Origin of the sequence: Streptomyces sp. NRRL S-118, from assembly GCF_000716335.1 — a bacterium.
GTDB lineage: Bacteria > Actinomycetota > Actinomycetes > Streptomycetales > Streptomycetaceae > Streptomyces.
Genome location: NZ_KL591026.1, coordinates 74,154 through 93,167 on the forward strand (window position 1 = coordinate 74,154; position 19,014 = coordinate 93,167).

17 protein-coding genes are annotated in these 19,014 nt (G+C 73.3%); 12 read left to right on the forward strand and 5 right to left on the reverse strand.

Going from position 1 to position 19,014, the window contains the following annotated elements; translation table 11 throughout:
• Positions 1-115: 115 nt before the first annotated feature.
• Positions 116-769, reverse strand: coding sequence for a maleylpyruvate isomerase N-terminal domain-containing protein (locus tag IH00_RS0131065; protein ID WP_031079395.1), 654 nt, complete (start codon positions 767-769; stop codon positions 116-118).
• Positions 770-1,009: 240 nt separating this feature from the next.
• Positions 1,010-1,921 carry an oxygenase MpaB family protein gene (locus IH00_RS0131070; RefSeq protein ID WP_031079396.1) on the reverse strand — a complete coding sequence of 304 codons (912 nt, stop codon included), beginning with the start codon at positions 1,919-1,921 and terminating at the stop codon, positions 1,010-1,012.
• 316 nt (positions 1,922-2,237) lie between these two features.
• Between IH00_RS0131070 and IH00_RS0131075 the strand changes: the two genes are divergently transcribed.
• From IH00_RS0131075 to IH00_RS0131090, 4 genes are read left to right on the forward strand one after another with little or no spacing between them, the layout of a single operon-like run.
• Entirely contained in the window at positions 2,238-2,732 is a 495-nt protein-coding gene (locus IH00_RS0131075; protein WP_031079397.1) for a DUF2617 family protein, read from the forward strand.
• A complete protein-coding gene (locus IH00_RS0131080) occupies positions 2,729-3,130 on the forward strand; it encodes a DUF4247 domain-containing protein (protein WP_031079399.1) in 402 nt (133 codons plus the stop codon). The genes IH00_RS0131075 and IH00_RS0131080 overlap by 4 nt, the downstream gene beginning before the upstream one ends.
• Positions 3,131-3,178: 48 nt before the next feature.
• Positions 3,179-3,616, forward strand: a complete 438-nt coding sequence (locus tag IH00_RS0131085; RefSeq protein ID WP_031079400.1) for a DUF350 domain-containing protein — start codon at positions 3,179-3,181, stop codon at positions 3,614-3,616.
• Between the two features lie 10 nt (positions 3,617-3,626).
• The gene (locus IH00_RS0131090) at positions 3,627-5,309 is read left to right on the forward strand and encodes a polyamine aminopropyltransferase (protein WP_078888057.1); all 1,683 of its coding nucleotides are present in this window, start codon (positions 3,627-3,629) and stop codon (positions 5,307-5,309) included.
• A 201-nt stretch (positions 5,310-5,510) separates the two neighbouring features.
• On the opposite strand, the gene IH00_RS0131095 is transcribed toward IH00_RS0131090, so the two are convergent.
• On the reverse strand, positions 5,511-7,208 hold the full coding sequence (locus IH00_RS0131095; RefSeq protein ID WP_031079403.1) for a M4 family metallopeptidase: 1,698 nt from the start codon (positions 7,206-7,208) through the stop codon (positions 5,511-5,513).
• Positions 7,209-7,530: 322 nt separating this feature from the next.
• On the opposite strand from IH00_RS0131095, the gene IH00_RS0131100 reads away from it, so the two are divergent.
• The 7 genes from IH00_RS0131100 (at position 7,531) to IH00_RS0131135 (ending at position 16,073) form a co-directional block, all read left to right on the forward strand.
• Positions 7,531-9,486: a M20/M25/M40 family metallo-hydrolase gene (locus IH00_RS0131100; protein WP_031079404.1), complete on the forward strand. Its 1,956-nt coding sequence runs from the start codon at positions 7,531-7,533 to the stop codon at positions 9,484-9,486.
• A 392-nt stretch (positions 9,487-9,878) separates the two neighbouring features.
• Positions 9,879-11,357, forward strand: a complete 1,479-nt coding sequence (locus IH00_RS0131105) for a type III PLP-dependent enzyme domain-containing protein (protein WP_031079406.1) — start codon at positions 9,879-9,881, stop codon at positions 11,355-11,357.
• Positions 11,354-12,676, forward strand: a complete 1,323-nt coding sequence (locus IH00_RS0131110) for a pyridoxal-phosphate dependent enzyme (RefSeq protein ID WP_031079407.1) — start codon at positions 11,354-11,356, stop codon at positions 12,674-12,676. The genes IH00_RS0131105 and IH00_RS0131110 overlap by 4 nt, the downstream gene beginning before the upstream one ends.
• A gap of 1 nt (position 12,677) precedes the next feature.
• The gene (locus IH00_RS0131115) at positions 12,678-13,868 is read left to right on the forward strand and encodes an aminotransferase class V-fold PLP-dependent enzyme (protein ID WP_031079409.1); all 1,191 of its coding nucleotides are present in this window, start codon (positions 12,678-12,680) and stop codon (positions 13,866-13,868) included.
• Positions 13,869-13,910: 42 nt separating this feature from the next.
• Positions 13,911-14,666, forward strand: coding sequence for a class I SAM-dependent methyltransferase (locus IH00_RS0131120; protein WP_031079410.1), 756 nt, complete (start codon positions 13,911-13,913; stop codon positions 14,664-14,666).
• A 367-nt stretch (positions 14,667-15,033) separates the two neighbouring features.
• Positions 15,034-15,639 (forward strand): DUF7691 family protein, encoded by a 606-nt coding sequence (locus tag IH00_RS0131130; protein WP_031079411.1) that lies wholly within the window; start codon positions 15,034-15,036, stop codon positions 15,637-15,639.
• Between the two features lie 146 nt (positions 15,640-15,785).
• Positions 15,786-16,073, forward strand: coding sequence for a hypothetical protein (locus tag IH00_RS0131135; RefSeq protein WP_420710944.1), 288 nt, complete (start codon positions 15,786-15,788; stop codon positions 16,071-16,073).
• A gap of 265 nt (positions 16,074-16,338) precedes the next feature.
• Here the strand turns inward: IH00_RS0131135 and IH00_RS0131140 are convergent, their stop codons facing one another.
• Complete coding sequence (locus tag IH00_RS0131140) at positions 16,339-16,572, reverse strand: DUF5133 domain-containing protein (RefSeq protein WP_031079414.1); 234 nt, start codon at positions 16,570-16,572, stop codon at positions 16,339-16,341.
• 457 nt (positions 16,573-17,029) lie between these two features.
• On the opposite strand from IH00_RS0131140, the gene IH00_RS0131145 reads away from it, so the two are divergent.
• Positions 17,030-18,046 (forward strand): isopenicillin N synthase family dioxygenase, encoded by a 1,017-nt coding sequence (locus tag IH00_RS0131145; RefSeq protein WP_031079415.1) that lies wholly within the window; start codon positions 17,030-17,032, stop codon positions 18,044-18,046.
• A gap of 124 nt (positions 18,047-18,170) precedes the next feature.
• Here IH00_RS0131145 and IH00_RS0131150 read toward each other — a convergent pair whose 3' ends face one another.
• Positions 18,171-18,953, reverse strand: a complete 783-nt coding sequence (locus IH00_RS0131150) for a transglycosylase SLT domain-containing protein (RefSeq protein ID WP_031079416.1) — start codon at positions 18,951-18,953, stop codon at positions 18,171-18,173.
• Between the last annotated feature and the right edge of the window lie 61 nt (positions 18,954-19,014).

A 19,014-nucleotide genomic window follows, 5' to 3' on the forward strand; every position in this document is an offset into this window, starting at 1 on the left:
AGACGCTGATCGTTGCCGGCGGGAGGCCCCCGCATGACGCCCGTGCCACGCCCGGGTGACGCGGCCGGTCTCCCGGCCCCGCCCCACCGCCCGCCACGACGCCGGCGACAGCCGGTCAGCCGAGCACGAACGGGATCCGCGTGGCCGCCTCGCCCAGTGCGGCCTCCTCGGCGTCGGTCGGCGCCCGGCGTCCGGTCCCGACCAGCAGCGCGTCCTTGTCGGAGAACGACGCGGGGAACCGCGTCCCGGCGATCCGCTCCAGTGACGCGCGGGCGGCCGCGAGTGTCTCGGCGGGCGGCTCGGTGGCCGAGGGCAGGTGCGCGATCAGGTCGAGGTGGTGCAGCGTCCATTCCATGACGTACGCGGTCAGGTAGTCGCCGGCGGTCAGCACGTCGTCGCGCGTGCTGACACGGAGTGCCGGGTCGGCGAGTACGGCGGCGCGCCCGGCGGCGGAACCGACGTCGTCGAAGTGGAACTTCAGCCACCTGGGCTCGCCGTAGGCGGCGGCCAGCCGGGGCACCAGCGCGTCGAGGGGGTCCTCGCCGGTGGGGGGATCGACGAGGTTCCAGTAGGTGTCCGCGTCCACGGTCGGTTCGGCATCGGAGGGGGTGACCAGGGTGATGAGGACGTCCTGGGCGTCGATGACCAGGTGGCACACCAGGTCCCGCACCAGCCAGCCGGTACAGCCGGAGGGCCGTTGCCAGTCCTCGTCGGAGAGTTCGTCGACCGCCGTGCGCAACGCCGTCCAGGAGTGCGAGAAGAGATCCACTCCGGCACGGTAGTGGCTTGCCGGAACGGCCCACAAGCGCCTGCGGACGGCCCTGGCCCGTACGCCTGCACATCCGCACGTCCCGTACATCCGCACGTCCCGTACATCCGCACGTCCCGTACGTCCGCACGTCCGCACGTCCCGCATGTCCGCACTACGCCCGCACATCCCGTACGCCCGGCACGGCGGCGCACGTGACGCCCGCGGCCGCCGGACCCCGGGAGCGGCGGCGGCATGCCCTCATTCCCCGCCCGCGCCCGCGCCCGCGCCCGGCCGGGGACGCGCGGCCGCCGGGGGAGGCGTCATGACCCAACGGATCGTCCTGGTCAGCGCGTGGCCGCTCAGCCGTACGCAGGTGTCCTCCAGTCCCGGCAGGTAGGGCAGCCGGAGCGGGCTGCGGGCCCACAGCGGAAGCGTGGACACGGCGTTCGCTGCGAGGACGGCGTACGGCGGCCGGGCGAGCAGCGGGAGCGGCGGGTGCAGCAGCAGGAAACGCGCCGCCTCGCGGGCCTCCCGCGTGGCCCGCAGCTCCGGGCGGTACGCGTCGAGCCGCGCGGCGAGCTCTGCGCGGTCGCGCGGCGGGTCGACGACGCCGAGCGCCGCCGCGACGCGCGCCATGTCGGCGACGTACGCGTCGCAGCCGGCCGGGTCCAGCGGGTGCGCCCCGTAGCGCTGGTGGGCGCACAGGAAGCTGTCCACCTCGGCGATGTGCACCCAGGCGAGCAAGTGCGGGTCGGCCGCGTGGTACGGCTCCCCGGCGGCGGTGACGCCCCGCACCTGCTGGTGCACGGCGCGGACGCGGTCCACCGCCCGCTGTGCGTCGTCCGCGGTGCCGTACGTGGTCGTCGCGAGGAAGGTGCTGGTGCGCTGGAGGCGTCCCCAGGGGTCGCCCCGGTAGCCGGAGTGTGCCGCCACGGCGGCCATGGCCAACGGGTGCAGGGACTGGAGCAGCAGGGCCCGCAGCCCGCCGATGAACATCGAGGCGTCGCCGTGCACCCTGCGGACGGGCCGCTCCGGGCCGAACCAGCGGGGCCCCGGCGTGCCGTGGATGCGGGCGCGGTTGTCCGGGCCGGAGGGGCCCGCGACACGGGTGAAGAGGCTGCTGCCGAGTCGCTCGCGCAGCTCGGCCAGACCGGGCGCGGACACGTTCACCCGTCAAGTATCCGCCCATGGCCCGGTGACCGGGCAAGACCCGCACGCCGGCCCCGCGCTGCCGGCCCCAGCCCGAGCCCCTGGGCGAGGCCGGCCGTCGGCGACGGGGCGCGTGGGCCGCCGCGGCGCCACGTGTCACGGGCCCGTGGCCGGAGCCGGCCGTGCACCGGCAGGCCGTCCCCTCGAAGTGGCGTGATTTTCCCTTGTGCCATACTCAGCCGCGCTCTTTGCCCTTTCCGGGAGTCGGGGGAACTTCGTTGAACGTCAAGCTCGCCGTGCGCGGGACGCCGGGCGGCCGCCGTCCCGGGGGACCGCGATGAGCGGCATAGCCCTGTCGACCCCGTACCTGGACACCGACGCCGACCAGCTCTCCTTCACGCTCGGGCGCCCCGCGCACGAGGCGCTCGCCGTCCGGGACCTGGAGATCGGCGGGATCGAGGTGCAGCTGAGGCTGCTCGGCGCGTCCCACCAGGTGTTCGCCGGGCCCGTTCGGGAGACGGTCGCCTGTCTGCCGGGGGTCGAGGGCGGCCTGCCCGCCGTGGCGGAGCAGGACTTCGACGACTGGGCGTACCGTTTCGCCGCCGAGGTGCGGCTCTACGCGCCGGCGGAGTTCAGCGCCCGGGTGGCGCTGATCCGCGCCGCGTCGGAGGAGCACCCGCGTGCCCTGTACGGAGTCTTCCCGGGCTCGCCCGAGGCGGTCACCGCGCTGACCGTCGAGCGGCAGGACACGGGCCTGAGCTGGCGTACCTGGCACACCTACCCGCAGAGCCGCCGGATCGTGGCGACGCACACCCGGCTGGAGGCCCGATGAAGACGGTTCGACGGATCAGCGCGGCGCTCCTCGCCGCGGCCGTGCTCACGGCGTGCTCCGAGGAGCCGGAGGAGGGCAACGCCGTACCGTCCGGCTGGATCCGTGACACGTACACCCCTGCCGGCACCGGCTACGTCGACAGCAGCGACCCGACGTCACGCGTCGCCGACGAGATCGACGGCAACACCTCGGCGCAGGACCGCCACAGCGACGACGGCATGGTCTTCCTGCTCTACCGGGACGACATCGTGGCGATCTCCCCGCACCGGACCGGCAGCCTGATCGAGATCGCGGACTACCGCACCGGCTACCGCCGCTGGAAGCCCCGCCTCGGGAACGTCTGGCCGGATCCCGACAGCGCCTCCTTCCGCGGCGGCGGACCCGGCTCCGGCAAGTAGTCCCTCCCGTTCCCGCACCCTTCGACGACGTCCCCGAAAGGCACACCCGTGGCAGAGATCTTCGAGTCGGCAGGCATCGCCCTGCTCTACGGCCTGGTCGGCTTCGTCGTGATGGTGGTCGGCTTCATCGCGCTCGACCTCGTCACGCCCGGAAAGCTCTTCCACGTGGTGTGGACCGAGCGCAACCGCGGCGCCGCGGTTCTCCTCGCCGGTCAGATGATCGCCATCGGCCTCGTCATCGAGCAGTCCATCCGCGCCAGCGAGTCCGAGCTCGGCCTCGGCTACGGCCTGTTCAGCACCCTGCTGTACGGCCTGGCCGGCGTGGTCGTGATGACGCTGATCTCCTGCCTCGTGGGCTGGCTGACCCCCGGCCGCATGGGCGCCGCCGTGCTCGACGACAACGGCGTCGCACCCCATCCCGCGGCCTGGGTCCAGGCGGCCATGTACATCGGTACGGCCTTCATGGTCGGCGCCGCGGTCTCCTGAACCGCCCGCCATGAGCAGCCCCCTCCTGGACCGCGCCCCCCGGCCGGCCGACAAGGACTCCGCGGCCACCGCCTCCGCCGCCTCCTCCGACGGGGCGGGCGCCGCTGACGGCGCGGGCACCGCTCACACCGCACCACCGCGGGCGGCCGGTCATGGCCGGGGGACGCGGTTCCTGCTGCTGCTCGCGGTGTTCGTCTGCGCCGCCTGCGGCCTGGTCTACGAACTGGCCCTGACGGCCCTGGGCAGCTACCTCATCGGCAACTCCGTGACCCAGACCTCCGTGGTCATCTCCGTCATGGTCTTCGCCATGGGCATCGGCTCCCTGGCCGCCAAGCCGCTCCAGCGGCGCGCGGTCGGCGCCTTCGCGCTCGTCGAGATCCTGCTCGCGCTCGTCGGCGGCCTGTCGGTCCTCGTCCTGTACGCGGCGTTCGCCTGGCTCCGGCTCTACATGCCCGCCATGGTGGTGGTCTCGTTCACCGTCGGTCTGCTCATCGGGGCCGAGATCCCCCTGCTGATGACGCTGCTGCAGCGGATCAGACGGCAGGAGGCCGGCAGCGCCGTGGCCGACATGTTCGCCGCGGACTACGTCGGAGCGCTGATCGGCGGGCTGTGCTTCCCGCTGCTGCTCCTGCCCGCCTTCGGGCAGCTCAAGGGCGCGTTGGTGGTCGGCGCGGTCAACGCCGTGGCCGGGGTGGTGGTCGTCCTGTGGATCTTCCGCAAGGAGACCCGCCGGGTGGTGCGGGCCGCGCTCCTGGCCGGGGCGGCCGGCGTCCTCGCGATCCTGGGCACGGTGTACGTCCTCGCGGACGACATCGAGGTCACCGCACGCCAGCAGCTCTACCGCGACCCGATCATCCACGCCGAGACCACGCCGTACCAGGACATCGTCCTGACCCGCTCCACCGCGTTCAACGGCGAGCCGGACACCCGGCTGTTCCTCAACGGCGACCTGCAGTTCTCCTCCGTGGACGAGTACCGCTACCACGAGGCACTGGTCCACCCGGCGCTGTCGGGGAAGCGCTCCTCCGTGCTGATACTCGGCGGCGGTGACGCGCTCGCGCTGCGGGAGGTGCTGCGGTACGACGACGTCGAGCAGGTCACGCTGGTCGACCTCGACCCGGCGATGACGCGGCTGGCGCGCACCTACGCGCCCCTGCGGGACCTGAACGACCGGGCCCTCGCCGACCCGCGGGTCACCGTCGTGCACGCCGACGCCTTCAACTGGCTGCGGGACGCCCGCCAACGCTACGACGCCGTCCTCGTCGACTTCCCGGATCCGGACACGGCCGCGCTGGCAAAGCTGTACAGCGTCGAGTTCTACCACCTGCTCGGCCACGTCCTCACGCCCGGGAGCCGGGTCGTGGTGCAGGCCGGGTCGCCGTTCTTCGCACCGAAGTCGTACTGGTCCATCGCCACGACGATCGGGGAGGCGGGGTACGCCACCACCGCGTACCAGGTGGACGTGCCGAGCTTCGGCAACTGGGGCTTCCTCCTGGCCGTTCCCGGCACGGACGGCCCGCCGCCGCCCCTCCGCCTGGCCGGGGACGCCCCGCGCCTGCGCTTCCTGGACGACACCGTCCTCGCGGCCGCCACCGTCTTCCCCGTGGACCGCCGCCCCCAGGACGTACGGGCGAGCACCCTGATGGATCCCGCGGTGCTGGAGTACACGAGCGACGAGTGGAAGAACTACTGAGCCCATGGAAGAGGCCCGGCCCCCTGCCACGCGCCCCGCACCGGCAGGGGGCCTTGTCCCGCCCGCTGCTTCCATCTGTGGACGTGCCACACCGGACCCCACCGGAAGTGGACCCTCCCCTGAGGTGAGCGGACCGCGGTGCGGGCCGGGCTCCTCCGGGACCCGGCCCGGCCGTCCGCGAGCGCGGCCCTGCGGTGGCGGTCAGGCGATGCCCACCTTCTGGTAGGCGCTGTCGATCGCCGCCCGTGCGGCGGTCAGCAGTGCCGTGTTCCCCGCGAGGTACGTGGCGGTGACGTCCCGCAGCGCCTGGTGCATGTCCGCGAAGTCGGAATGCCGCAGGAGGCGTACCAGGGCGAGATAGATCAGCAGCGTCCACTCCTCGGCCTTGAGGACCGGCTTGCCGGCCGAACCCACCGAGGTGAGCAGATGGAACATCGCCTTGTTGTGGATGTTGCTGTTGGTGTGCACCCCGCCGTTGTCGTGCGACGTGTGCAGGTAGTCGTCCATGTGGTCGGGATCGCCGGTGCGCCGGGGATCGCTCATGTCGCGCAGCGGCAGCGCGCCACCGCCCAGCCCGGGCCCGATCTCCCAGTTCCAGGTGCGCACGTCCTCGCGGTCCCGCGCCTGGTACCAGTTCGCGATGATCACGCCCATCGTGTCCGCCAGGGACTCGTTCAGGGCACCGGACTGGTCCTGGTAGATCAGGTCGCTGGAGGTCTCGATCACCCCGTGGGTCATCTCGTGGCCGATGACGTCGAGATAGCGCGCCAGGCTGACCAGCCGGCTTCCCTCGGACATCTGGCCGTACCACATCCGCCCGTTCCACCACACGGCGTTGACCCACTCGGGCCCCGGTCCGTGCTCGCGGTAGATGCAGTTGACCGTGGAGACCAGGTCCATGTCGGCGTCGTCGATGCCGTTGCGGAAGAGCTGGTCGCGGTAGAACTTCTCCACCCGCTCGGCGTTGACGTGCGCCGAGACCCCGGCCCGGTGGCCGCCGCCGAAGTCCGCCTGCGGGGAGCCGATCGCCGACGCCGGCGGCGGTGCGGTCGCGAGGTCGGCGAAGTCCAGGTCGTACGTGGCGATCTCGCGCCACTGGTCGTGCAGGAGGAACGAGCCGTCCTGACGGCTGCCCTGGAACCGGTGGTGGACCCGGGCCTCGTCGTCGCCCTCCAGCCGGGTGGGCACGGTGATCGTCGGAGCCATCCCGTACGACCTGAGGATCTCTCCGGAATACGCGTCGACGAGGTATCCGGTGATCGGGTGGTCCTCGCGGGGTGACGCGTCCAGGCCGTGGCCGCGCTGGCCCTCCTCGCGGCGGTTCTCCGGCAGTTGGGCCGGCACCCCGCGCAGATGCCACGCCAGGTGCCAGTGGTCGTCGCGGCTGACGTACGCCAACGTCGGCGGCGGCACCTCCTCGGCGGTGACCGTGGTCCCGGTCGCAGTCCTGACCCGCTCCAGTGCCTCCGTGCCCGACAGTTCCGGCACGGAGCCGACGTCGGTCACCTCGCCGAGCCGGCAGTCCATCGAGACCAGCCGCTGGTCCTCGTCGATCTCGACCAGCGCCTCGGCGCCGAAGACGGGGATCTCCTTCCGCGTCTGCTCGAAGCGCACCAGTGTGGTGCCCGTGCCGGCCTGGCGGCGCTCGGTGCTCAGAGCCAGATCGGGCACCCGCTCGGGCCGGTCGTCCCGGACGGCCCCGCGCAGCGCGGGCGCCTCCTCCTGGGCCAGCTTCTCGGCCAGGTAGAACCGGGCGGCGGACTCGGGGGAGTTGAAGCCGGACCGGCTCTCCGCGCCGTCCGGTGCCTCCAGCCCGCGGATCGACTCCGGACCGGGCGGCGCGCCGCGCGCCAGCGGGTCATCGGCGAAGTGATAGCGGAATCTCTCCAAGGTTGACATGACTACGACCCCTCATTGCGCCCCTCGCTCCTGGTGACCCCCGTGCCGCCCCTTCCTCCTCGTACGTCCCCTTCCAACGTCACACCGAGTTGCGCGAACGGCAACCGGACGGTACAGAGCCCCTCGCGCTCGTATCCCCTTCAACTGTGGCGTGTTGAACGGGTGGTGCGTCCCGCCGCCCCTTACGCCCCGGATGCGGGGACGCAACTGCGGGACGAGGATGGAGTGGCCGGGAGCCTGTCCCCGGAGCAGCGTGCACGGTCGAAAAGCCGCGGCGCAGGGCCGTCGGCCCCCTGGGCTTCCGGGTCGCGGAGGTTCTGAGATGTCCGTGCTCTTCTTCGACATCGGGGCGACCCTGGCGGACGCCCGTATCGAGGCCGACGGCTCGCTGAAGCTCGAGCCGCGGCCGCGCGTCCTGGCCGTGCTCGACGCCTTCCGCGACGTGCCCCGGGGGATCCTCTCCCACCCCGGAACGCACGAAGGCGCCGCCGAGACGGCCGCCGCGGCGCTCCACGAGGCGTTCCCCGGCCGCTTCCCGGACGACCGGCTCGTGCACTGGGGCCCGAAGGACAGCCGCCGGCTCTTCGACGAGGCGGTCACGAGCGCGGCCGGTGCGGCAGCGCGGCCGCACTCGGCCGACGAGTGCGTCTTCGTGGGCGAGGATCCCCAGGAGCGGGCGTTCGCCCGGGAAGCGGGGATGCGCACCGCGCCCGGCCCCGTGTTCACCCTCGCCGCTCTGGAGAACCGCCCCGTCTTCTGGGCGCGGATCGAACTGCCGGAAGGGCACCGGCTGTCCCGGCTGGCGGCGGTCACGGAGGAGACCGAGGTCGTTCCGGTGCACGTCACCTCCGAAACGCTCGTGCTCGCCATGATGACCACCCAGGGCGCCGCCGACCTCGAACGCGCCGGATTCCGGGTGGACCTGAGGGCACCGGTCGACGACACGGCCGCCTTCCTCATCCGCGACAACCGTTCCCTCCCGGCCACCGGCCCTGCCGCGGACGCCGCGCCCGCACCCGCTCCGGCCGCCGCGACGGCGCGGCGTGCCACGGCGGTCTTCGGCTACGTCGCCGACGGACTGGCGGCGACGGCGGCCCTCGCGGTCACACCGCTGGGGCCCGCGCCGGGCGGCGTGTACCTCGCCGCGCCCGCCGGTACCCCGGTGGAGGAGCTGCACCTGCCCGGCGCGAAGCCGGGACACACCGAGCGGCTGCTGCCGGACCCGGCGCTCCTCACCGGCCGCGGCGCGACGCTCGCCGAAGGCCTCACCGCCGTCTTCGGTGACGGACTGCCGTCCCGCCGGACGATCGACGCGGTGCGCGCGGCCATCACCCCCGAGGTGCTGCGCCGGCACGTGGCCTGCATCTCCGGTGCCGAGCCGCTCGAGGAGGGACTCCCGCTGAAGGTGAGGAGCCGGGACGCGGCCGCCGAGGACAACGTCCGGGTCGTCGACGCGCTGGCGCGCCGGTTCCAGGACCTCGGGCTGACGGTCCGGCGGCGTCCGTTCCCCTGGCACGGACACCGCCTCTACAACGTCGAGGCCGAACACCGGGTCGCCGGGGCGGACTCCACCGTGCTCATCACCGCCCACATGGACTCCACCGCGGGCAACGGCGTCTTCACCGACGCGGACGGCGAGCCGCGCCCGTACGATCCCGCCGTGGACCCCGCGCCCGGGGCCGACGACGACGGGAGCGGCACCGCGGCCGTGATGGCTGCCGCGGAGTGCCTGACGACGCTGCTCGACGACGGCGGATCCCCGGCCCGCACCGTGCGTTTCGTCCTCTTCAACGCCGAGGAACAAGGACTCGTCGGCAGCAAGTTCTACGCCCGGGCCGCCGCCGCGGCGGGCGACCGCATCGCGGGCGTCTTCCAGATGGACATGATCGCGGGACGTCAGCACGGCAGCACGCCCATCGTCGAGATCCACGCCGGCTCCCTGGTGCCGGGCCCGGTCGTCAACGCCTCGGACGAACTGGGTGGCCGCGTCGCACGCGCCGTGCCGGTCATCGACCCCGCGGTGACGGTCCAGCAGCTCACCGGTCCCGACGACCCCGCGGTGGGTCGCAGCGACCACGCGAGCTTCCACGAGCGGGGGTGGGCGGCCGTCGCCGTCTCCGAGGACCTGTTCGCCACCCCCGACGGCACGCCCGGGACCGGCACCCGGCAGTACCACACACCGGGCGACACCCTCCTCGACCAGGACCACAACCCGCAGTTCGCGGCCACGGTCGCGCAGTCCGTCACCGCGGCCGCCCTGACGCTCGCCGGTCTGTGAGGCCGGCGGCCCGGCCTGCCGGCGGCGGGCCGGGCCGCCGCCGGCAGGCGACGTACCGGCCCGGGCCGCACGCACGCACCGGACTCGCGCACGCACCGGACCCGCGCGGGTGCCGACCGGGCCGGAGGGCTCGCCCCGCGACCCTCCCGCACCGGCGCGCACCCGCACCGGACCTCGCCCCGCGACCCTCCCGCACCGGCACGCGCCCGTATCGGACCCTCCCGCACCGGTCCGCGCCCGCACCGGTCCGCCCGCGCTGCCCAACGCGCCTTCCCACAGGCCGGGTTCACGCCATCACGCCTCGCCGGCGGGCATTAACACCCGTCGGCGTGGATAGGACCCCTGTGCCGACGTGACGCCCGTCGGCATTCCTCGTGGGGGAGGACTGCTGCGTGAGCGATGCGCCCTTGTACCTGGAGCCACGGCTGGCGCCGCGGCCGACCGCGCTGCTGGCGGACGGCGTGTTCCTGCACATGCTCGTGGACGCGCTCGGCTCGCCGCTCAACGTGGTGCTGCCGGACCAGATCGCGGAGAACGCCGAGCGGTTCCGCGACGTCTACCGTCGGCACAGCCTCTCCGGCCGGATCTTCTTCGCCCACAAGGCCAACCGGTCCAGCGCCCTGATCCGGCACCTCGCCGCGACCGGCCCCGGCACCGGTATCGACGTCGCCTCGCTCGGCGAGCTCCAGCACGCCCTGGGGGCCGGTTTCGGCGCCGACCGGATCGTGGCGACCGGCCCCAAGGACCCCGAGTTCCTGTGGCTCGCCCTCCTCACGGGCGTCACGCTCAACGCCGACAGCGCCGGCGAACTGGAGCAGGCCGCCGCCCTCATCCGTACGCACGGACTGCGGCGCGTACGCGTCCTGTTGCGCCTCTCCGGTTTCGGGACCCCCTCCGGGGTCAGGCGGCTGTCCCGCAGGAGCCGCTTCGGCTCGCCCGCCGGATCGCTCGACCGGCTGCTGGACACCGTCGAGCGCCACGGCGACCAGTTGGAGCCCATCGGTGTCGCCTACCATCTCGACACCACCAGCCCCGACGAGAAGGCGATCGCGTTCGCCGGCTGCCTGCGGGCGATGGAGGAGTTACGCCTGCGCGGGTTCGACCCGCGCGCCCTCGACATCGGCGGCGGCTTCGGCGTCGGCTACCTGGCGCACGCCGCCCAGTGGGACCGGTACACCACGGCACTCACCGACGCCGTCCTGGGCCGCCGCCCCCCGCTCACCTGGGGCGGCCACGGCTACGGCCTCCACGCCGAGGGCGGCACCCTGCGCGGCACCCTCGGCCTCTACCCGGCCCACCGCGAGGTCACGGGCGCCGCCTATCTCGACGACCTGCTCTCCCGCCCCGCCCCGGGCCTGGACCGCCCCCTGGGCACCTTGCTCCTGGAGGGCCTCTACGACCTGTACACCGAACCCGGCCGGGCCCTGACCGACCAGTGCGGGATCTCCCTGGCCCGTGTGCTCGACGTACGCTCCACCGACGGCGGCGAGCACCTGGTGCGCCTCGCGATGAACGCGGGCGACGTCAGCCTGGAGGACCACGGGGTCCTCATGGACCCCGTACTGGTGCCACGGGCCCCCGCGCCCGCCGGAGCGGACGCACCGGTGGGGGTGCACCTCATGGGCAACCTGTGCCTGGAGGCGGACCTCGTCACGCGCAGGACGGTCTTCCTGCCCCGGCTGCCGTGCCCCGGCGACCTGCTCGCCTTCGCCAACACCGCCGGCTACTGCATGGACTTCGGCGCCACCCGCGCACAGCAGCAGCCCGTCGCCCGCAAGGCCGCCGTACGCCGGGACGGGGACGGCTCCTGGCACTGGTGCCTGGACGAACAGTACTGGCCGATCACACGCACAGGGGGACCACAGGCATGAGGTACGAGAGCATCACCGACGCCATCGGCGACACCCCGCTGGTCCGCATCGACCCGGCCGTGCACGGCCTGCGCGGCATCGACCTCTACGCGAAGCTGGAGATGCTGAACCCGTTCGGGTCGGTCAAGGACAGGGCCGCCTGGAACATGGTGCGCGCCGGCCTGCCGGGCGCCCGGCAGCGCGGCGGGACCATCGTGGAACTGTCCAGCGGCAACACGGCCAAGGCGCTCGCCCTCATCGCGGGCATGCACGGCATCGGGTTCAAGAGCGTCACCAACCGGATGCGCATCCCCGAGATCAAGGACCTGCTCCTGCTGCTGGGCGCGGAGATCGAGGAGCTGCCCGGGCAGAGCGAGTGCCTCGACCCGACCGCCACCGACGACCCGCTGACCCTCTTCCACCAGCGGCTCAACGCGCCCGGCAGCGCCCACCTCCACACCGACCAGTACTTCAACATCCTCAACACCGAGGCGCACGCCACCGGCACCGGTCCGGAGATCATCGCCGACTTGGACGGCCGCGCGCCCGACTGGTTCATCGCCTGCGTGGGCACGGCGGGTTCCTCCACGGGCGTGGCCCGGGCGCTGCGCGCGCACGACCCCTCCGTCGGGGTCGTCGGGCTGGTCGCGCGCAAGACGGACTTCGTCCCGGGGATCCGCACCATCGACGAGGTGCAGGAGGTCGGCCTGTTCGACCCGGCGACGTACGACACCATCGACACCGTCGGCGCCGACGAGGCCATCGACGGGATGCTCACCCTCATCCGCCGCTGCGGAATCCTCTCCGGCCCCACCGGAGGAGCGGCCTACCACGGCGCGGTCCGCCACCTGAAGGCGCTCGGCGACGAGGGGACCGGACGGCGCCGCACGGCCGTGTTCATCGTCTGCGACCGCGTCGAGAGCTACCTCGGGTACGTCCGCACCCGCCGCCCCGAGCTGCTGGGGATGCCGCCCGCGAAGAACTCGGTGGCCACGCTGACCGACGGCGAGGTGCGCTCGGCCACGTCCATCGACGTCGCCGACGCCCGGAAGTGGATCGCGGCGGAGCGCCCCCTCGTGATCGACCTGCGCGGCCCCTTCGCGTACGGGGCGCTGCACATCGAGGGCTCGGTCAACATCGTGGACGAGCTGTTCGACGAACTCGTCCGCGGCGGCCTGCCGTTCGGGAGGCGACAGCCCGTCCTGCTCGCCTGCCCGGTGGGGGAGAAGTCCGCCCGGTACGCCGCGCTGCTGACCCGCATGGGCCATCAGGACGTCCGCAGCCTCGCGGGCGGGATCATCGCGTGGCGCGACGCGGGCGCCCCGCTGGTGCGGGACTGACATGGGCGACGACATCGAGCTGCTCACCCCCTGGCAGCGCCCGCTGCGCGCCCAGTTCCCGATCATCACCGGGCACCCGGAGCTGGCGTACCTGGACAGCGCGGCGACGGCCCAGAAGCCGCAGGCCGTGCTGGACGCCGTCGTGACCTATCTGACCACGTCGAACGCGAATGCCGGCCGCGGCTCCTACCCGTGGGCCAACCACACCACCGCCCTGGTGGAAGGGGTCCGGGAGCGGATCAAGGAGTTCCTGGACGACCCGGACCCCGGGCGCTCGGCCGTGCACTTCACCAGCGGGACGTCCGAGGGCCTGCGGACCATCGCCCGCGACTGGCTGCCCGGCCTGCTGGCCGACGGGGACGAGATCGTCGTCCCGTTCGCCGACCACCAGGCGAACCTCTCGCCCTGGCTGGAGGCGGTCCGGCTGCTGGCGCGCGAGGGCATCCGGATCCGCGTACGGGAACTGCCGTACCAGGCGGGCTCCGGCGACTACGACGAACGGGCCCTGGCCCGGGTGACCGGGCCGCGCACCCGCTTCGTCGCCGCCACCCACGTGCACCACGTCCACGGCTCCGACATGAACGTGCACCGCATCCGCCGGGTGGTCGGCCCCGACGTGCCGATCTGCCTGGACGCCGCGCAGAGCGTCGGACACCTGCCCGTGTCCGTACGCGAACTGGACGTCGACTTCGTCGTGTTCTCCGGCCACAAGGCGCTCGCGCCGCCCGGTACCGGCGCGGTCTGGGCGCGCGGCCGGCGCGGCCCGGAGCTGCGGCCCGGGGGCTGGCAGGGCACCCCGAACACGGCCGGCATCGCCGGCCTGGCGGCTGCGCTCGACTGGCTGGACGCGGCGGGAACGGACCGCATCGAACGATGGACCGTCGCCCTGGCCGCCCGGCTGACCGACGGCCTGGCCAGGATGGACTCCTACGAGGTGCTCGGCTGCCGGGCGAGCCTGGACGCCGCCTCCGAGGTCCAGCGCCGCCGGAGCATCGTGACCTTCCGTCACCGCGGCATCAGCGCCCACGACCTCGGCTTCATCCTCTACAGCCACGGCTTCATGGTCCGCTCCGACGGCCACTGCCAGGCCGGCGCCGGCCCCGAGGACGGGTCGGTCCGCGTCAGCCTGCACGTCTACAGCACCCCCGAAGAGGTCGACGGACTCCTCGCCGCGCTCGCCAGTCTGCAATGATTTCCATGACCGTTTCCGGGTGTGGGAGAGGCGCGAGCGAACATGGGTGTGAGCACGGTGGCGGCCGCGCGCTGGGTGGAGCGCTGGGAGAGCCAGCAACAGCGGTACGCGGTCGACCGGGAGGAGACGTTCAGGGTCATCGCCGATGTGGTCGAGGCCGTCACGGCGGACCGGTCCGCACCCCTCGTCGTCGACCTGGGCAGCGGACCGGGCTCCCTCGCGGCCCGCCTGGTGGGACGGATGCCCCGGGCCCGGGTGCTCGCCGTCGACGCCGACCCCCGGCTGCTGGAGCTGGGCCGCGCCCACTACGGCCCCGCCGTCCACTACGTGGAGGCCCTCATCGGCGCGCCGGGCTGGCTCGACGCCCTCGGCACGGCCCACCCGCTCGACGCGGCCGTCTCCTCGACCGCCCTCCACTACCTCGGCGAACGCACCCTGCGCCGGGTCTACCGGGACCTGGCGGCCCGGCTGCGCACCGGCGGGGTCCTGGTGAACGGCGACCACATCCGCCCCGACTCCGCCGGGGTCGCCGAGATCGCCCTGCACATCGGGCGCCGCCGCACCGAGCGGCGCCTGGCCCGCGCGCACGACGACTGGAACACCTGGTGGTCCGGTGTTGCCGCCGACCCCGATCTGGCCGCCCTCTTCGCCGCCCACGACGACCGCCGCCACCCGCGCTGCGAGGGCAACGACCTGACCCTCTCCGGCCACCTCGCCCTGCTGCGGGAGGCCGGCTTCCGGGACGCCGGGGCGGTCTGGCAGTTCGGCACCGGCCACGTCCTGGTCGCCGTCCGCTGACCGGCACCGTGGACCCCTCGGCCCCGGCCGCGCCGTCGAGCGGGGACACCCGCGGCTGGGCGGGGGCTCCGGCCCGGGCCGCGCTTCCTGGAGCCGGTGCGGGCGCACGCCCGGTCGTACGCGCTGGTGTACCCGGCGGCGCGCGTCGGGATCGACCGGGCGAGCTCGGCCCGGACGCCGTGACCGTGGGCGCCGCGCTCCTGCCGCTCGCGGACTTCTTCGCCCGGGGCGGCCGCCCCGCCGGGGGCGCAGTCCGGGTCCGAGGAGCCGGCACCGGCCCGGCGGGCGGCGCTGCGGGACCGTGCCGCGCAGTGAACCGGCGCAGGCCGTGCGGGCGTTGTCAGTGGCGCCTTCTACTCTTGCGATCATGAGTTATTCCCTGAGCCCCTACCTCGTCGACCTGGCCGTCGTGCGCGGCGCCGTCGCCTCCGGCGACGTGAAACTGCGACGGATGATCGGCGGCCGCTTCAAGCAGCGGCTCGCCCAGGACGACGACTACTTCGCCGACCAGATCGAGCGCGGCGCACCCACCCGGTACGACGCGCTGCGGGCGGTGATCGACGGCGGACCGTTCGACGCGGCCCCCGAGTTCGCGTTCCAGTACGGCTACGCGTACCGGATGATCTGCGAGTTCCACGGCCGGTTCCTGTTCAACAACCACTTCTCACCGTTCCGCGGCTCCTGGCTGGAGGACGTCGACGCGGGGCTGAGCGCCCTCGGCATCACGGCGGTCGCGGTCACCGACTTCATGTACGGGTCCGGGCCGGACCCGCTGCCCTACCGCGAGCTGCCCGGTTACGGGGAGTGGAGCGCGGAGCAGTGCGCGCAGGGCCTGGCGCAGTGGGAGGCGAGCACGCCGGAGCAGCGCGAGGCCCTCGACCCGGAGGTGCTGGAGGCCGTCGAGTCCTGCGTGGACTGGATGCGGCAGGCACGGGCCAAGGAGGGGTACGGCATAGCCGGTTTCGGTTGCTGAGCGGTCGCGCGCGCACGCCCGGCGGAAGACCGGCGCGACCTCGCGCACACGAGGGGGCACGGCGCGTAGTGGTGCGGCCCGTCCCGCGATCCGGTGCGTCCGCGCGGGTCGCGCGAGCGGCCCCGCGGGGTGAGCATGGGTACGTGATGTGGGCATCGTGGACGACAGTCCGGGTCTTCGCGGGCCGCGGTGGTGTGCACACCGAAACGGCCGGTGTGCTCACCGGTGAGCTCGACGTGCACACCACCTGGGTCGACGGTGAGGCCCGGGTGGCCGTGCAGCACAGCGGGGCATCAGACTGGTTCGCCATGACCGGCAGCCCCGTGGCGTGCACGACGGAGCAGGAGAGCCGGGTCCTGCACGAGGCCGTGGTGGCGGCCGTCCGCGCGGGCGGCGGCGCGACCGTCCCTCCCTCGGGAGCACTCGATCGCTGATCCGCTGACTGCTGACCGCTGACCGCTGACCGGTCGCCGGGGCCGCGGGGCGTCCGCCGGCGTGTGCCGGGCCGGACGGGGCGGCACACGCCGGGCGGCCGGGGACCGGCGCGGCAGGAGCAGGACCGCCTGCCCGCGCCGGCCGGCCGTGCGTCCTCCCGGAGGGTCCTGCGGTGCCCGGCGCGGCGGGACAGGCCCCCGGGCGCGTCGGTCGCATCGGCGGCCGTCACCGGGTCACGGCGACCCGAGCGGTCGCTGCCGGGGGTCAGCTGCCGGTCAGCAGGGAGTCGTCCTCGGGGCGCGCACCCGGCAGCCGGTAGCGGGCCGCGATGAGGGCCGCGTCCACATCGCGCGTTCCGGTCGAGACGCACAGCGTGTAGGCGATGTCGTCGATGCGCTGCCGCACCTCCGGGCTGGCGGCCTCGTCGGCCTGCAGCAGCCTCAGCGTCTCGTACTGCTCGACCAGGTTCTTCAGGACCGCGGGGTGAGCCATCAGCACGCCGGTTCTCCTTCTTCCGCACCCGTAGGTGCCCGTTCCGTCTCGCGTGCCGCACCTGTTACCCGGCGATCCGCACCCGACACGTGGCGTTCCCCATCGGGTGCGGAGCAGGGAACGGCGGGCACGCGCCACTTCGCGGCCACGGCCGGCCCGGGGCGCGGGCCCGTGCGGCGCCGGCCGACTGGCGCGATGTGATGGGCGGGACATCGTCCGGCGCCCGGCGTTCGTCGTATGATCAACGCGTGACTCTTCTCGTGATGCGCCGGCACGTGGACTACGCGCGCGTCACGACCATGGGCTGTCCGCCCCAGGCCTGATCACCCCGTCACCTCTCCACCCGGCCCTGCCGCGGACGCCTCACGACGCACGGCTCACCCCTGTCGACCGCTTTCCGCACGCCGCGATCCCGCCATCCCAGGGAGCAGGGCCCTCGTCACACCAGAAACGGAAGGCCACCATGCCGTCCATGCCCGCTGCCTTGCCCAGCTCCCTCCCCGTCATCGATCTGTCCCGGGCCGACGACCCGCTCACCCGGGCGGCATTCCGCCGTGATCTGCACGAGGCGGCACGCGACGTCGGGTTCTTCCACCTCACCGGACACGGCGTGAGCGACGCCGAGACCGAGCGCGTCCTCGCCGTGACGAAGGCGTTCTTCGCCCTGCCCGAGGCCGACCGGCTGGCGATCGCCAACCTGCACTCGCCGCACTTCCGCGGCTACACCCGAGTGGGCCACGAACTCACCGGCGGCCGGTCCGACTGGCGCGACCAGCTCGACGTGGGCGCGGAGCGGTCGGCGCCCCCGATCGGCCCCGGCGACCCGCCGTACCTGTGGCTGGAGGGCCCCAACCAGTGGCCCGCCGCGCTGCCCGAGCTGCGCACGGTCGTGCTCGCCTGGCAGGACCGGCTGGCTGCGGTGGCCCACCGGCTGCTGCGGGAGCTGCTCGTCTCCCTGGGAGCGCCGGGCGACTTCTTCGACAAGGACTTCGCCGTTCGCCCGCACCTGCACACCAAGCTGATCCGCTACCCCGGATCGGCCCCCTCGGGCGCCGGCCAGGGCGTCGGCTCGCACAAGGACTACGGGTTCCTGACCCTGCTGCTGCAGGACGCGGTGGGCGGTCTCCAAGTGCGTTCGGGAGACGGGTACGTGGCCGTACCGCCCGTGCCGGGCGCCTTCGTCGTCAACCTCGGCGAGCTGCTGGAGATAGCCACCGAGGGCTACCTGTCCGCGACGGACCACCGGGTCGTCAGCCCGCCCGGTGCGGTGGAGCGGTTCTCGGTGCCGTTCTTCTACAACCCGCGGCTCGACGCGGTGATCAGGACCGTGCCCGGCACCTACCTGGAGCACGCGCCGGGCGTCGCGCAGGACTTCGACAACCCGCTGCACGCCGAGTACGGCCGCAACGAACTCAAGGGCTGGGTGCGGGCCCACCCCGAGGTGGCGCGCCGACACCACCCCGAACTCGTCGCCGGCTGACGCCGTTACGCGGTGGTGGCGGCCGCGGCGGTGGAGCGGTCGCGGCGCCGGAGGCGCGCAGGAAAAAGGGGCCGGTCCGGGGAAGGATCCCCGGACCGGCCCCCACGCGGGGTGACGGCGCCCGTCAGTAGGGGCCGTTCACGTTGTCGATGGAGCCGTACCTGGCAGCGGCGTAGTTGCAGGCTGCGGTGATGTTGGCGACCGGGTCGTACGGGTCGGTCGAGGTCCCGGGCACGTGGTAGGCACGGAACGTGGGGTCGATGACCTGGAGGAGTCCCTTGGACGGGGTTCCGGCCGCGGCGTTGGAGTCCCAGTTGTTGATGGCCAGCGGGTTGCCCGAGGACTCCCGCATGATGTTGCGGTGAATTCCCTCGTACGTGCCGGGAATTCCACGCTCGGCCATGATGGCCAGGGCTTCCTTGATCCAGCCGTCGAGGTTGTTCGCGTACGCCACGGGCTTCGGGGCGAGGCTGGTCCGCGTGGAGCGGTCGGCCCGCTCCGCCGGGGCGGCGGAAACAGCCTTCGCCTTTGCCGTGGTCTTCGCTGCGGTCTTCGCCTCGGTCTTCGGCTTCGGCTTGGCGCCGATCGTCAGCTTGAGACCGGGATGAATGAGGGACGGGTTGTCACCGACGGCCTTGCGATTGTCCTCGTACAGCTTTTTCCAGCCCCCGGCCACCTCGTGCACCCGGGCGATCTTGGAAAGCGTGTCACCGGCGACCACGGAATAGGTGACGGGCGAGGTCACGGCCCTTTCCACGGCGGCGGAGGGAACCGCGTTCGGCGCGGCCTCGGCCGCGGTGGCGCCGAACACCGGCAGGGCGAGGGCGGCGCCGCCCGTGCTCACGGCGACGAAACGGCGGGCGAGCGGATTGTTCTTGGCACGGCGGTGCTTACCCTTTGCGGGCATGGGGCATTCCTCTCCGTCGCCTGCGAGGTGAGCTGTCGGGTTCGGGCTGGAGATGCCCGGC

Bases quoted from the DNA above. Each gene is read 5' to 3' on its own strand.
- IH00_RS0131100 (WP_031079404.1), top strand. From the start codon at position 7,531: ATGTCCGTGCTCTTCTTCGACATCGGGGCGACCCTGGCGGACGCCCGT.
- IH00_RS0131080 (WP_031079399.1), top strand. From the start codon at position 2,729: ATGAAGACGGTTCGACGGATCAGCGCGGCGCTCCTCGCCGCGGCCGTG.
- IH00_RS0131120 (WP_031079410.1), top strand. From the start codon at position 13,911: ATGGGTGTGAGCACGGTGGCGGCCGCGCGCTGGGTGGAGCGCTGGGAG.
- IH00_RS0131110 (WP_031079407.1), top strand. From the start codon at position 11,354: ATGAGGTACGAGAGCATCACCGACGCCATCGGCGACACCCCGCTGGTC.
- IH00_RS0131150 (WP_031079416.1), bottom strand. From the start codon at position 18,953: ATGCCCGCAAAGGGTAAGCACCGCCGTGCCAAGAACAATCCGCTCGCC.
- IH00_RS0131130 (WP_031079411.1), top strand. From the start codon at position 15,034: ATGAGTTATTCCCTGAGCCCCTACCTCGTCGACCTGGCCGTCGTGCGC.
- IH00_RS0131090 (WP_078888057.1), top strand. From the start codon at position 3,627: ATGAGCAGCCCCCTCCTGGACCGCGCCCCCCGGCCGGCCGACAAGGAC.
- IH00_RS0131095 (WP_031079403.1), bottom strand. From the start codon at position 7,208: ATGTCAACCTTGGAGAGATTCCGCTATCACTTCGCCGATGACCCGCTG.
- IH00_RS0131075 (WP_031079397.1), top strand. From the start codon at position 2,238: ATGAGCGGCATAGCCCTGTCGACCCCGTACCTGGACACCGACGCCGAC.
- IH00_RS0131135 (WP_420710944.1), top strand. From the start codon at position 15,786: ATGTGGGCATCGTGGACGACAGTCCGGGTCTTCGCGGGCCGCGGTGGT.
- IH00_RS0131115 (WP_031079409.1), top strand. From the start codon at position 12,678: ATGGGCGACGACATCGAGCTGCTCACCCCCTGGCAGCGCCCGCTGCGC.
- IH00_RS0131145 (WP_031079415.1), top strand. From the start codon at position 17,030: ATGCCGTCCATGCCCGCTGCCTTGCCCAGCTCCCTCCCCGTCATCGAT.